Source organism: Paenibacillus eucommiae (assembly GCF_017874215.1).
Classification (GTDB): Bacteria; Bacillota; Bacilli; order Paenibacillales; family NBRC-103111; genus Paenibacillus_AI; species Paenibacillus_AI eucommiae.
The window spans coordinates 85730-99861 of the sequence record NZ_JAGGLB010000009.1; the positions used below are offsets into that span (position 1 = coordinate 85730).

General features: G+C 51.9%; 10 protein-coding genes. 2 read left to right on the forward strand and 8 right to left on the reverse strand.

The window, feature by feature from the left end:
* Window positions 1-9: 9 nt before the first annotated feature.
* The 7 genes from J2Z66_RS15095 to J2Z66_RS15125 all read right to left on the reverse strand — a co-directional run bounded on the left by J2Z66_RS15095 (window position 10) and on the right by J2Z66_RS15125 (window position 8224).
* On the reverse strand, window positions 10-249 hold the full coding sequence (locus J2Z66_RS15095; protein WP_209972274.1) for an SGNH/GDSL hydrolase family protein: 240 nt from the start codon (window positions 247-249) through the stop codon (window positions 10-12).
* Between the two features lie 22 nt (window positions 250-271).
* Window positions 272-1327 (reverse strand): Gfo/Idh/MocA family protein, encoded by a 1056-nt coding sequence (locus J2Z66_RS15100; RefSeq protein ID WP_312894569.1) that lies wholly within the window; start codon window positions 1325-1327, stop codon window positions 272-274.
* A 29-nt stretch (window positions 1328-1356) separates the two neighbouring features.
* Window positions 1357-2670 carry a Gfo/Idh/MocA family protein gene (locus J2Z66_RS15105; protein ID WP_209972276.1) on the reverse strand — a complete coding sequence of 438 codons (1314 nt, stop codon included), beginning with the start codon at window positions 2668-2670 and terminating at the stop codon, window positions 1357-1359.
* A gap of 43 nt (window positions 2671-2713) precedes the next feature.
* Window positions 2714-3643 (reverse strand): carbohydrate ABC transporter permease, encoded by a 930-nt coding sequence (locus J2Z66_RS15110; protein WP_209972277.1) that lies wholly within the window; start codon window positions 3641-3643, stop codon window positions 2714-2716.
* Between the two features lie 3 nt (window positions 3644-3646).
* A complete protein-coding gene (locus tag J2Z66_RS15115; protein WP_209972393.1) occupies window positions 3647-4504 on the reverse strand; it encodes an ABC transporter permease in 858 nt (285 codons plus the stop codon).
* A gap of 144 nt (window positions 4505-4648) precedes the next feature.
* Window positions 4649-6307: an extracellular solute-binding protein gene (locus J2Z66_RS15120; RefSeq protein WP_209972278.1), complete on the reverse strand. Its 1659-nt coding sequence runs from the start codon at window positions 6305-6307 to the stop codon at window positions 4649-4651.
* 36 nt (window positions 6308-6343) lie between these two features.
* Entirely contained in the window at window positions 6344-8224 is a 1881-nt protein-coding gene (locus J2Z66_RS15125) for a right-handed parallel beta-helix repeat-containing protein (protein WP_209972279.1), read from the reverse strand.
* A gap of 302 nt (window positions 8225-8526) precedes the next feature.
* Between J2Z66_RS15125 and J2Z66_RS15130 the strand changes: the two genes are divergently transcribed.
* Entirely contained in the window at window positions 8527-10779 is a 2253-nt protein-coding gene (locus J2Z66_RS15130) for a helix-turn-helix domain-containing protein (protein WP_209972280.1), read from the forward strand.
* Between the two features lie 1307 nt (window positions 10780-12086).
* A complete protein-coding gene (locus tag J2Z66_RS15135) occupies window positions 12087-12602 on the forward strand; it encodes a hypothetical protein (protein ID WP_209972281.1) in 516 nt (171 codons plus the stop codon).
* Between the two features lie 3 nt (window positions 12603-12605).
* Here the strand turns inward: J2Z66_RS15135 and J2Z66_RS15140 are convergent, their stop codons facing one another.
* The gene (locus tag J2Z66_RS15140) at window positions 12606-13763 is read right to left on the reverse strand and encodes an ATP-binding protein (protein ID WP_209972282.1); all 1158 of its coding nucleotides are present in this window, start codon (window positions 13761-13763) and stop codon (window positions 12606-12608) included.
* Window positions 13764-14132 lie beyond the last annotated feature (369 nt).

Consider the following 14132-nt stretch of genomic DNA (forward strand, 5'->3'; position numbering starts at 1 on the left):
CCCAGCCCTTTACGGGATAATGACCGCTTCCATAACGTGATCGTTCATCCCGAACGCAACGATGCAAATATCCGCCTTTCGTTCCAGTACCGTTTGCAGTCGCGCCAAGCCTTGCGCGGAGGTGTTCCCGGCTACGCCTTCATTATGAATCGCACATTCGAACCGCTGCCCGAGTCTCTGCAAATACGATTCGTCCTCCCCAACCCGAACACCCGCTGTGATACTGTCGCCAAAACCGACAATGACCATATGTCCCCCATGTCCTTCCATTTCAGCTTATCGTCGCGACTTCGTCCAAACCCAAACCGCGCAGGTCTGCAACCGTATTGTTACGTTCCGCTTCGTATAACCGCCATATGACGCGCAAGCTTTGCAGGCTTACTGGTCCGTCCACCAGCGGCCTTTTCCCGGTGCGGATGCAATCGAGGAAATGCAGAATTTCATAATGCGTGCTTTTCCCGCCTTGCGGTGCTTCCAACAACAGCTTGGTCCGCGAAGCGGTATCCAAATTCGCCTTCTCCTCCCGGATATTCGTATGCGCGTATAGCTTCCATTCCTTTAAATTCGCTTCCAGCATGCCTTCCGTGCAATGAACGTGAATGCTGTAGCCGAGCCGGGTGCCTCGCGCGCCCCATGTACCGAAATGATAGCCGACCGCGCCGCTTTCGAATTCAATGACAACATCGCTTGTTCCTTCTTTCTCCATCCATGGCGTGCCGAAATTCGTCCCCATGTGCGTTCCCCGCACCGGGCGCCCCAGGAACCAAAGCATCAGATCGACGTAATGGCAGCCATGGCTGAAAAACTGCCCGCCCCCGAGAGTTGCGGCGGAATGGGCCCAATGGCCGTCGTGATATTTCGTAAACTGTTCCGTCCATATCGACATATGGAACACATCGCCGTATTGTTTCGAATCGATGAGCTCCTTCAGCTTCACGATAATCGGCCAGAATCGAACCGGGTAAGCTGTCATGAGGATTAACCCGCGTCGATCCGCCATACGAATCAAATCGAGGCATTGCTCCTCGGTATTGCACATCGGCTTCTCCATAAGCACGTGTTTCCCTGCTTTCAAGCACGCCATGCCCACCTCGTAATGCAAATGGTGCGGAAGCACGATCAACACTGCATCGACATGCTCCAGCAATTCACGATAATGGGTAACGGCTGTCGTGATGCCGAGCAGGCTCGCCGCCGACTGTGCGCGTTCCGGCTCGATGTCGCATACCGCCGTCACCTCCGTATGATCGCCAAGCTCCTTGTAGCCGCTAAAATGTGCTGCCGCCATACCGCCGCAGCCGATGATGCCCATGCGAATTTTGGTCATGGTTCTCTACCCCTCTTTGCGTGTTTTCTTTACAAATCGATCCATTTTCCTTCCTCCAGCGCCAGATCGGCCGCGAAACCGATCCTGTGCCCATAGATCGAGTCGGCCAGAACCGTCGTCGACAGGGACGGCGTTTCCCCCCGAAGCACTTGCAGGAAATCTTCCACCAGCCGGTAATCGCCCCCGCCGTGCATGTCGCCGGATACTTTCAATTCGACCCGCTCTTCCGAATAGCCGGAGCGCGAACGAAGGTCCGGATGCCGAACGACGAAGAAGCCGTCTTCAAGCACCCCTTCGATTTCGCCTCTTGTCCCGATGAGCCGGATTGAGCGGCATGGCCTCGATGTGTTGCCCGCCATATTGAACGTTGCCGTCGAGCCGTCCGCAAATTCGACGAGCACGGACTGATGATCGACGACCGTATTGTCGCAGCGCCAGACGCAGCGCCCGAACGGATTGTCCGTAAGAAGCGACTCCGTCTTCTGCCCGATTGTCGGGGTCAGGCTTAGCGACTCGATGCCGTGCCATACGTAAGGACCCCAAAGTCCATGCTCGAGGTAATGCTTTCGCGCGGAGTACAGGCACGACGCTTCAATCGGACAATCGACAAGACAGCGCCGGCCCGCGCCCTCCGGCGCATTCTCCTCGCGGAAAAACATGCGGCCGCCGAAGCTGGCGACCCGCACGGGCGCACTGCCGCTTTTCATCCAGGCGAGCAGGTCCAAATCGTGGGAGCATTTCTGCATCAGCATGGTCGACCCGCCATTGTCCTTGCGATTCCACTTGCCGCGGACAAATACGGAGGCGATTTGATGGTAGCTGACATGCTCGGCAAGCTGCAAATTGAGAATGTCGCCGATCTCGCCGTCGGCTACCCTGCGTCGAATTTCCGCATAGAAAGGGGCATACCGCAAAACGTGGCAGATCATCACAGTGGCGCGGTGCGTCGTCGAAGCCTCAAGCAGTTGCAACACTTCCGCTTCCGTCGTGCCGATCGGCTTCTCTAGCAGCACATGATACCCCGCCTGCAGCAGCGGAATGGTCGTCGCGACGTGCAGATGGTCCATCGTCCCGTTGATCGCCGCATGGGCAATCCGTTCCCCGCTGCCGACCAGCGCTTCCACCGTGGGGTAGCACCGCTCCGGCGGTATGCCGTAGCGTGCTGCAGCCTCCCTTAGCCGTACTTCATCGGGGTCAACGACGCCTACGATGCGCAGCGCATCGGGGGCGATGTTCGCATAGGAGGCGTAAAGCATGCTTCGGTGCCCGGCGCCGACGATGACGGCGGTAATGGGCGAAGACAAATGTTCGGAGCGCGTATTGGCTTGCAAATCGTGCAGCATGATAGGAACCTCCAACCGGTAGGATTTTTTGACAATCGAGTGGTCAGCCTTTTACGCTGCCAAGCACGATGCCTTTAATGAAAAAGCGTTGCAAAAACGGATAAACGAGAATGATCGGAAGAGCCGCAAGAAAAATTTGTGCCGCCTTGACTGTCGGTCCGGACAGCTTCCGCATCATTTCGATCTCGGCGTCCGATAGCGCGCCAAAATCGTTCTGAATGATAATGGTCTGCAAATAGCTTTGCAGCGGGTAATTCTTCGGATCGTTCATATAAATTAACCCGTCGAACCACGTATTCCAGTGGCCGACCATCGTAAACAGCAGGATGGTAGCCAGCACCGGCTTGGAAAGCGGGATATACACGCTCCACAGCGTCCGCAGATACCCGGCGCCATCTATATAAGCGGCATCCTCCAGCTCCTTCGGCAAGCCGCGGAAAAAGTTGAGCAGCAGAATCACGCTGAACACGGGAACCGCATTCGGCAAAACTAGCGCCCAAATCGTATCCATCAGCCCGGTCTTCTGAACGGTCAAGTAGGTCGGGATCAATCCGCCGCCGAACAAGGCCGTGACGAAGAAGTACCACACATACACCGTACGGAACCGGAAGGCGGACGCTTCCTTGGCCAGCGGAAACGCGATCAATACGGCAAGCGACATGTTGATCGACGTGCCCAAGATCAGACGCTTCACCGAAACGAGAAACGAGTCGAGAAACGCCCGCTTTTGCATGACGAAGTCATAGGCCTGGGTCGTAAACTCGACGGGCCACAGCGTTACCCTGCCCGCCCCCACAGCCGTGCTGGAGCTGAAGGAAACGGCCAGCACGTGAATCAGCGGAGCCAGACACAGAAAAGCGAGCAGCGCCATAAAGAAGTAATTGAACACGACAAACAAACGTCTGCCTAAGGTTGGCGTATCCACCACGCGAACATCTCTCCCTTGGTTCTTAAGACATGGTAGCGCAACCATGCGCTAAAAAATGCGATAATTGGCGAATCGATAAGCCAGCATATAAGAGACCGCGATCAAGATCAGCGATACGAGCGCCTTCATCAGGCCGATTGCCGTAGCGAAGCTGTATTGCGCGTTGATCAGACCCATCCGGTATACCATCGTGTCGATAATGTCGCCGCTTTCATACACGATCGGGCTGTATAAATTGAATACTTGCTCGAATCCGGCGTTTAATATTTGACCCAGGCTGAGCGTCATCAACAGCACGACGATCGGGCGGATGCCCGGCAGCGTCACATGCCATGTCCGGCGCCAGTGCCCTGCGCCATCTATGACCGCGGACTCGTAAAGCGAAGGATCGATGCTGGAGATAGCCGCCAAATAGACGATCGTGCTGAAGCCGAATTCTTTCCACTCGTTGGAAATGACCAAAGTAAACGGAAACCATCGGTTATCCCCGAGGAAAAAGATCGGTTCCAGTCCGATAAACTCCAATGCCTGATTAACCAGTCCGGATGAAGGAGACAGCACGTCGATCAGAATACCTGCCAAAATCGTCCATGACAAAAAATGCGGCAAATAAATCAGAGTCTGCACCGTTCGCTTGAACGCCGTTCTCCCGATCTCGTTCAGTAGCAGCGCGATGCCGATCGGGACGACGAGGCCGGCAACGATCTTCATCACGGCGATCGTCAAGGTGTTCGCTACCACCTTCAACGTATCGGGCAATTGCAGCACAAATATAAAATTATCGAGGCCTACCCACGAAGAACCGGTAATGCCCCGGATCGGAACAAATTTCTGAAAAGCGATCGCCACGCCTACCATCGGAATGTAGTGGTAAATAAAGATCAGCGCGGCTCCGGGCAAGATCATCAAATGGAGCGGCAACTCCCTGCCGAAACGTTTCGTTTTCACCCATGCTGTCCTCCTTGCAGCACGCGGAAGGAGGGGCAAAGCATCCGCATTTGCCTCGCCCCCGTCTCTCCGCGTTTAGTTTTGCTTCAAACGTGGCGCGTCTCACTTCTGCTTGGCGTACCAGTCGTTGACTTCTTTCGTAATTTGATCGCCGCCGAGCTTCTTCCAATCGTCGACGAACTTGTCAAACTCCGAGATCGGCGCGTTGCCGGTAATGATTTTCATGAACGTCTCGCTTTTGATTTTGTCCAAATTTGCGCCTTTATCGGCCATCGTCTGGGTAGGCGATCCATAGAACTGATTGACAACAAAGCGGTTTTCCTTGATCACCTTGTCGATGATCGCCGCCGAGCCGTCCGGCCCGTTCTGCGCGTATTCGCCCCACAGCTTTTTGTCGCCGTTCTTGTACTGCATGATACGGTCATACACATTGCGCCGGTCCGGCGCGAGCTGGTCGGCGGATTTTTCGCCCTTAAGCACGGCGTTCGCCTGCCGGTAGTTCTCGATGTTGTTGTCGGACAAGTAGATGCGGATTGGCGCCATCGACCAAGTCGCTGACTTGTCTTCCTTGCTCGGGTTGACGAACTTATAGAACACGTCCTCCGACGTATTGTAATAGAACGTATTCAGCCAAAATTCGAGCATCTTGAAGAGCGCTTCAGGATGCTTCGTTCCTTTCTTCACCACCCAGTAATATTTGTAAATATTGAGCGGCAGCGTGTGCGATGCAGGTTTGCCGTCCACGGTAGGAATCGGGTAGGCCTGCCACTCTTGATTCGGCGTCAGCGTCGCAAGCGGCGAATTGGCCGAGCCGCGGCCGCCGATCATCATCCCGATTTTGCCTGCGCCGACGCTCTCGTTTACTTTGCTCGCGGGCTTAACCGGAAACTCCGGATCGACCTGCCCCGCCTTGAACATGGTTTGCAAGGCGGCAAGCGCATTTTTCATCTCCGGCTGCACGCTGCTGTACACGAGCTTGCCGCTGCTATCCTTCATCCAGATGTCCCAGTAAGCATGATACCCGTTGGTGATGCCGGCGATGGCGCTAAGCTCCTTATCCATCGCCAGACCGAACGTATCCTTCTGGCCGTTGCCGTCCGGATCCTGATTCGTGAAGGCATCCGCGATGCGCAGCAAATCGTCCATGCTCTTCGGGGCGGGTAGCTTCAGCTTTTCCATCCAATCTTTGCGTATCCATAGAATCGGTGCCGCTTCCTTGGCCGTTCCCGTATAGGGGATGGCCATCAGCTTGCCGTCCATCATAGCCGACTTGGTCACCTCGGGACCGGCGTCGGCTACGACCTTCTTCACGACGTTCGGCGCCGTATTCGCGTACACCTGAGTCAGATCCTCAAGCATGCCCGCATCGTACAACTGCTTGAACTGCTGTGGCGTCGCCGGGAAGAAGTCGGGAAGATCTCCGGACGAGATCATCAGATTCGTCTTCTTATCGTATTCCGTTTCCGGCACGGCCCATAGCGTTTTTACCTTGATGCCGAATGTTTGTTCGATATATCGCGACCACGGATTATTGTTGATGTCGTCGCCGTTAAAATATTTGACTGACGGCAAGCTGAATTGGACGGTGCTGAGCTCGATCGGCGGATCGAACTTGGCCGGCAAACCTGCCACCGAAGGCTTTGCGGAAGCCGCCGCCGTTGCCTGCGCTCCCGGTGCGTCCGTACCGCTCCTGCTGCAGCCCGCCGCGATCAGCGCTGTCAGCAGTGTCAAGCTGACAGCGATTGCAAATGTTCGTTTCATGGTTGTCTCCCCCTTTTGTATCATCACGCCCTCGCGTTAAACGACGACGACAAGCTGTTTCCAACCGGTATTGCCTGTTCCGTTGACCTTGATATACTTGTTGCCGGTCGAAGCGTCCGTATACTCCGATCCCGGCGGCGCCGACAAATTGCCCTCAGGATTGCCGTCATGCCGGATGCGGTAAAACCCGCTGGTCGCCTCCACATTCACCCCTTGCACCGTCGTCAGCGCGTAATCCTGCACGTTGCCGAATACCTGGACGTCGAGGATGCGAATGTTGGCCGGTTTCAAGCTCTGACTGTCGGGGAAAATCTCGATGCCGTAATCTTGTGTCTTCGTCGTCTGATCGTCGAAGACGCGGCCCCCCTGAATGGTAACCCGCTCCGCCCCGCGAATCACGACACCGCCGATCGTCAGAGCGGTCGCATTGTTGTAGACGTTCGGATTGATCACATCGACCGTCGATACAAGCCTGGCCCCGTTGTCGACAAAGATGCCGCTGCTGCCGTTTCCTTTGGATGTATGATCGACGATGCTGATCCGGCGTCCGGCGGAAATGTTCACTCCATGCAGTTTATTGCCGCTCGTATCGGCGCCGATGATTTGTACGTCGCGCGGGTATTGGCCGGCTACGTTGGTGCCCATCCAGATGCCATGCCCGCCGTTATCGTAAAATTGCCCGCCGATCACCTGAACGTTCGTTGCCGGCGTTCCTCCCGGCGAAGGGTAGCCGTCTGTTGTAATTTGCAGCCCTGCGCCCTGATTATTGTGCGAGATGCAGTTGACGAACGTAATCCGGTCGCAGCCCGATACGCCCATGCCTGGCTGGTAGCCGAGATGACCGGACACGTTGCGGGCTTCGCAGCCTTCGACACGAATATCGCGCGAGCCGTTGGCCATATAATAGCCGGGCTTGCTGACGCCGTCCACAACGCAATTGCGAATCACACCGCTCGTCCCTTGCGAAGTGGCGATGCCGTTCGTGATCCGTTGCCTGCTCGTGAGCAAGGCCGAATTTCCGACGACCCGGAGATTGTCGACCAGCAGATCGATGCAGTGATTGAAGGCGACGATGCCTGCATTGTTCGGCCCGTAGCCGTTCGGAGCCGTGAACGTCAGATCCTTGACCGTTACGTTGTATACCGCTTCCGGCTTCGTGGAGGGCGGCGTCGTTTTATTGACCAACAGCGCGATATAATCGAACTGCAGCGAGATGACCGAACCGGTCGTCCCCAAGATGACGATGTTGTCGACTTCCGGGCGGATCGCCTGGTTGACGAGGTACGTACCTTTCGGAATGTATACCCGTGTCGTCGCCACCGCCGCCGTCTTCACATATTCGATCGCAGCTTGTATCGAGCACCAGTCGATCTCGTTTGTTAGCGCATTGGCATGTCGATATACCGCTTGCGCCGACTCGAGCGTCGCGAACTGTTCCGACAGCGGATGCGACGCGCCGTCGCCGATCGCCCCGAACCACTTCACATCGACCACTTCGCCGACAACCCGCTTAAACCGCTTGCCCGCGGATGACACAAGCACGGTCCCCACATTATCGGTTGATGTCGCGTCTGCCGGATCGTAGTAGAACAGCCCTTCCTTCCCGCGGTCGATCACATAATAGAGGAAATGCTCGTCAGGATCGGTCATCGCCCTTAAGTCCGCTACGGAAACCGCCCAGCAATTCGGGTCTTGCAGATTGAGCGCCTGCGCCTTGTCTTTGGCGAAGGCGGCGCCGCTTCCGAGCAGCCCGGCGGAAGCGATGCCGACGCCCGCGACGCCCATGGCCGCCAGCAGCTTGCGCCTGCTAATAAGGTGGTTGTCCGCTTCGCGACTTTCGCGAAGTACCGCTTCGTTTCGCCCGTTCGCGTTACCGTCACGGGGCAGATCCGGATGTCCGGCATTCGTCTCTGTCATTGTTCATTACCTCCCTTGCTTCATAACTTCATAACCTTCCTGATCGCCAATCGCAAACGTTTGCACGATTACTATACAACAGCATGCATGCGCCGCACCATCCGTATATTCGCACAAAATATGCACAATCGCAGTATTGTTGCAGCGCGGTTGCGATAGAGCCCTCCCTTCGGCGGGCGACGCCCCTATTTCATGCACATTTGCGCATTGTATGCGATATGGAATATTTCTTCACGCCGCGCCGATGATGTATACTTATAGGAATCTTCCAACCAAACCACAATGCGGGGAGCGTTTAAGCCATGATCTTCCGCTTCATGCTGTACAAAAACTCCTTGTTCGTTAAGCTGCTATTCGGCTTCGGCGCGATCATAATCGTCTCGTTCGTATTCAACGCCTTGTCGTTTCGCTTCTTTACGAGCAGCATCCGTGATCAAATCATCACCTACAACACGTCAAGCTTGAGCAACACCGTAGGCGGCTTCGAAAATCAGTTGCGGTTGCTGGACAATGTGCTCGGCAGCATCTACTTTCAAAGCGATGTAGGCCTCCTCCGAAAAGATGCGGGCAGCCACAATTACCCGCTGATCAACGAATTGTCCGGCGAATTCCAGACGATCGTCCGAAATTATAATCTCTTTGCCGAGAACGTGTTCGTTTATTTTGACGATCAAGGCGTCATCATCGATAAAAGCAGCTCGCACACAGAACAAGAAATGTTCGGGCGCTATTACGTCAGCGATCGGTATCCGGCAAATTTCTGGAAACAGCAGTTCGATCGCGATTTCCACCTCAAATTGTTCCCGGCCGCCGCGTTTCGGACGACAAACCCGGACAACAGCGTATCTGAGGCCGGAACCCTTTTTCCCATAGTCATCAAAAGCAAGCTGTTCGCGGGGCATTACATAGCCGCATTTCTCGACGCGAAGGCGATTTTCAATCATCTACATCTTTCGGACAACGATCATTTTTCGATTGTGGATGATTCGGGAGAACCGTATTTCCGCTCCGGAGCCGCCCCGGACCCCCGTCTCGTCGATTCGTTGTCTGGCGCGGACCGGTACGTGCAGTTAGACCAGAACTATTACTTTATACAAAAGGGTCCGCTAACCGGTCTGACCTATGTCAGCATGATCCCGAATCAGCAGATCGCCGCCCAAATCTCGCGCATGAACGCGATCCTGATCGGCTTGATCGCGCTGTCCGTCTTTTTGAGCATCGTCTTGTCGATCATGCTCAGCGTCAGATTCAAGCACCCGATCCAAAAAATCGCCGAATCGTTGCGCAAAATGAGCGTGGACATCCAGCATAACAGCAACATTCGTGAATTCCAGCAGATCAGCGACAGCGTCAAAGGAATGATCGACACGATGCGCCGCAAAGATTCGCTGCTGCAAAAATACGCGTATGTCGACAGGGTGAAAGGGATCTACATCAACAACGACGAGGTCGGGCAACTGCTCAATACGGATCGGCCGTTTTATTTTGTCATGTTTCAAATTCGCGTTACGGATCGCTTCCATCAAACACCGATCATGGAGCGAAAGAAGTCGACCTTCTTGCTCGACTTCATCAATCTCGCGATCACTGGTTCGTTTCCCGAAGCGGTGTCCTTGCAGGTGGAAGCGGATTCAATCGTGACGATCGTCTTTACGGAGCATGAACAGACCGACCTTCTCACGGAACGATTGCTCTATTTAAAACATGTGTTTGACCGGGATAAGTCGTATTATTATGTGACCATCGCCGCCAATCCGCGCTTGCGTTATGCGGTCGATTTTACGGATGCGTACGTGGAAGCGGTCGAGATGGTGCGGAAGCGGAAGCTGAACGACGAAGTGCAGATCATCGCCGAACCGGAGAAGCTGCCGGACGTCCATCCCCTTACGCCGGCGGAAGAGCAGCATTTCCTCGAGAGCCTGCTCGCCGGGAACGACCGGAATATGATCCACGACATTCGCCGTTCGCTGAACCGGCTGGATCAGAAGGGCGCGACGGCGCTGCAATATCGCCAGTTTGCGCATACGATTGTGTCGAAGCTGCTGCTGACGCTCATGGCAAACAAGATCGATACCGGGAACCTGCAGCTGGAGCGCCCGCCTTTCGAGACGATCGACCGGTTCGTGTCCAAAGAGGAGTATGTAGCGTTCTTCGAGGAATTGACCAAACAAGCGGCGGAGCGGATCGAAGCGAAAAAATCGGAACGGGACCCCATCGTCGATTTTGTGCTCTCGTATATAAACGCCCATTATGGCGACGAGTTGTCCCTGGACTTGATCGCCGACAAGCTGAACATGTCGGCCGGGTATTTGAGAAACTACTTCAAGGAGAAAACCGGGCGAAATATTAGCGATTGCGTCAACGAAGTGCGGGTGATGGCGGCCAAGAAGCTGCTCGAGGGCACCGATATGAAGATTCACGAAGTCGCCGCCAATGTCGGATACCCGAACGCCAATTCGTTCATCCGTATGTTTCGCAGCGCGACCCATGTCACACCGGGAGAATATCGGAGGTTGCGGACAACTGCACTTCAGGAACGGGAGTCGAGGCAATGAGGCCGAACAGGCGCCGTCTGCCATTTGCTGCATTCAGCCGCCCGATCACCTGTTGCGTTGATTTGCTGCCGCTAATCTATGTAAATATCCCACTTCGGATTCATCATGATAAATGAACGGACGCTTCAACAACGGCTTCACCATATCCACTCCCGGTTAAAAAATCGAGGAAATAACTTTAAACTTGCTAAGAGAATTATACCGCCGTTATTTCTAATAGTTCACGTAATGTCTAGGCCCATGAAGACAGCTTCTCCAATAGTGATTGCATAAAACAAGCCGGATTTCCTTAGCGTACGGGATTTCCGGCTTGTTTGAATTATCGTACGTTTTCCGAATTCATTGGTTGGATACAGCGTTTTTACTAACCACCAACTACTGTGGTCATCAGAGATTCGTGAGATCGTCAGGATTGCTTTAGCTTAGAGTAAGAAAAATCGCTAAGCCGGTCACCTCCGAAGGCCTACCTTAACGATGTTTTTCATCGCTAAAAGCACCAGGTCGCCTCCACAACCTTACTTTAACGATAAAAAACATCATTAAAATCCCTTTTTACCACCACGAGAGGCCATTCGCCCTCTTTTAACGATGAAAATCATCGTTAACGTGACGGTTTGACATGAAACACTTACTTTAACGATGAAAAAGAGGCTGTCGATTAACTGTGTACAACTCAAAACGTTTACTGAAATCGATCAAAACTTGCCACTTAAACCTGTTTAAATCGACTTTTCGGGGTGAAAAGCGACGTTTTTCTCACAAAAAATTGATTTTTAGAGGTTCGTATTTTTAATCCACAGTTAATCGACAGCCTCAAAAACATCGTTAAGTGGAAGCACCCACACGTTTTCGGGGAAGGCGGGCTGCTAATATCACTATTACTATCGCTGTTACTAGCGCTGCTTATATCACTGTTGCTATCGCTCTTCCTCCCACCTCCCTCTCCTCTCAGCTTCAAAGTGCCAAACATGCCAGACTTAAGCGGGCTGCCAGCAGACATTGCTTTCCTGAGGGAAAGGGATAGTGATTGCAGAGGACTTCCTTGCAACTTCCTTTATTCAAGCAGGCATTACTATGCCGCTTTATCGTTGCAAAGCGATAAACTTATTTAACATATTTAGAAAAAAGCCGAGCTCCTTGAATAGGAGTTCGGCTTGCGTTTCATCTATACCATCAATGATAAATGTAAAAAAAAGTTTTTATATCCATTAATTTAAAACTATATTCATTTGAATTACGTCTATTAAGTATGTGCTTCTTCTTAAGACTCGATGGTGCAATAATTTCAGCGAAGGGAATGACGAATTTTGAAATGGTTAGCATGTTTAATTTTAGTTACAACACTGATCTCAAGCTGTAGCAGAGCTGAATTATCAAAGGAACAAACCATTGCACCCGATCATACACCTGGCTTTGTCACTCCAACAGTTCTCCAGACGGAATCTCAAAAAGATGTAATTGTTTATTTGGATGAAGGCAAATATCAAGATGAAGAAAAAGAAATTGTACAAGTTCTGAATCGATACCTGAAAATTTTTAGCGAAAACGATGCACAAGGATATATGGATCTTTATCTGTACCCAGAGAAAATGAAAGGTACGTTTGATTTAGGTAAAATCGTATTAGAAATCACAGATTTAGATTTTGATGTAAAACCGAACCCAAACCTTAAAGATACTGATAAAGAAGTCATTGTAGAGAAGCTTCAAAAAGTACCGGCTAATTCGTCAGAGATAACGAAGGACCGACAACTCTTTTCTTTTACAAACACAGATAAAGGATGGAAGTTAATAGGGATAAGCGACAATTGGAATGATTTATAATAACTAAAGAAACCCATGAATGTAAACCTTTAATTTGGGATAATGGCTTTCAAGACTCTCGACCCTGCCCTCTATTTGTACGACATCAAATCCAGGAACAAAAATTTCAGGATCTGGCATAAACGTTACACGAGTTCCAGTCTCCTCGGCAACACCAATGGTCTTTAATCCAGTCTGCGGAATGCCCCGCCTGAATTCCTGACGTTTAATGAAACCATCCCGGCGTATTTCTACCGTAATTGTATAGGATAAAGCATTTACCACTGCTATGCTGATCCCCTTTTCAGCCCCTGGGGCAATGAAGTTTGGTTGAGTATGCAGCCACTCCAAATCCGTAAGCATAGAGCGATGCTCCGGCCTGTCTTGCTGAGGGAAAGCTTGCACGGGAATTCCGCGGCCATTATCTGAAACCGTAACACTCCCATCCTCATGCAGAAAAATTCTTACCTCATCACAGTAACCAGCAAGATGTTCCATAATCGAATTCTCCACAACAGCCCACAGCAGAACCTGCGCATCAAAACCTTCCTTGGACGCCTCTCCCAAATAAGTACTTGCCTGAGTTCTCGCATCCGTCATGTCTAAATAATTGCTCGTGTCTATTAAATCCGATAGTGCCGCTAAAAGCAAAAGCACGGGCAATGTCCGGTGGGTTGGAATTTCATACCGCCCTCCTCTTTCTTCCTGCACCAAAAGGTCCGCTCCTAATAATGCCTTGATATGATGATACAGTTGCCCAGTTGTACCCATATGCAGTTGATCCACCAGTTCCGGTCCAGTCAAAGGCTTATGAAGAGCAGCCCGCAAAATATCCAGGCGTTGCTTGTGCCCCAAAGCAGAAAGCACCTTAGCTATCTTCTCCCCATTCAAATCAAGCAAAGCACCCACTTGTCTCTCTTGCGGCTCCCAACGCAGACCATTTCTGTCATTGTGGTAACGGCCTGAGTAATAAATCACACCTTTTTCGAGATCAGCTTCACCGTTCTGATTTCGTTTGCTGTCCCCACCATCTTCGAAAATATGGCCAACAACCTGCTTTTCCCTATTTGTGTCCCTGTCCTTATCCTTATCCCTATCCTCAACAAGTTGCTGTACAAGCTGTCTAAGCTCGGATAACTGAACATGCATCAGATCCATTTCTTGACCTAAATCACGATTCATAGTAGCCCTCCTCGAATTTACGTAATTACGTTATATTCTTATTCTATACCAATCCGATCCATTTGTGAACATTTTTTATGTAATTACGTAATATTTATTTTTCATCTTTTCGTAAAACGTATTTCTTGGATTAATTTCGGACTCAATGAAACAAATACCTTGTTTTTAGGAAACTTCTTAGCTGGCGCAGGCACCTTGGATGAAGATATGAGAAGGATTTGCTACTTTAACGATGTTTTTCATCGCTAAAAGCACGGGAGCCTTCCCCAACCTTACTTTAACAATGAAAAACATCGTTAAAATCCCCTTTTACCACCTAGAGAGCCCATCCGCACCCATTTAGCGATGAAAAACATCATTAAAGTGACA

Excerpts from the sequence above, each read along its gene's own strand:
- J2Z66_RS15095 (WP_209972274.1), bottom strand. The coding sequence starts at position 249 with ATGGTCATTGTCGGTTTTGGCGACAGTATCACAGCGGGTGTTCGGGTT.
- J2Z66_RS15115 (WP_209972393.1), bottom strand. The coding sequence starts at position 4,504 with ATGATCTTGCCCGGAGCCGCGCTGATCTTTATTTACCACTACATTCCG.
- J2Z66_RS15110 (WP_209972277.1), bottom strand. The coding sequence starts at position 3,643 with ATGGTTGCGCTACCATGTCTTAAGAACCAAGGGAGAGATGTTCGCGTG.
- J2Z66_RS15100 (WP_312894569.1), bottom strand. The coding sequence starts at position 1,327 with ATGACCAAAATTCGCATGGGCATCATCGGCTGCGGCGGTATGGCGGCA.
- J2Z66_RS15140 (WP_209972282.1), bottom strand. The coding sequence starts at position 13,763 with ATGAATCGTGATTTAGGTCAAGAAATGGATCTGATGCATGTTCAGTTA.
- J2Z66_RS15125 (WP_209972279.1), bottom strand. The coding sequence starts at position 8,224 with ATGACAGAGACGAATGCCGGACATCCGGATCTGCCCCGTGACGGTAAC.
- J2Z66_RS15130 (WP_209972280.1), top strand. The coding sequence starts at position 8,527 with ATGATCTTCCGCTTCATGCTGTACAAAAACTCCTTGTTCGTTAAGCTG.
- J2Z66_RS15120 (WP_209972278.1), bottom strand. The coding sequence starts at position 6,307 with ATGAAACGAACATTTGCAATCGCTGTCAGCTTGACACTGCTGACAGCG.
- J2Z66_RS15105 (WP_209972276.1), bottom strand. The coding sequence starts at position 2,670 with ATGCTGCACGATTTGCAAGCCAATACGCGCTCCGAACATTTGTCTTCG.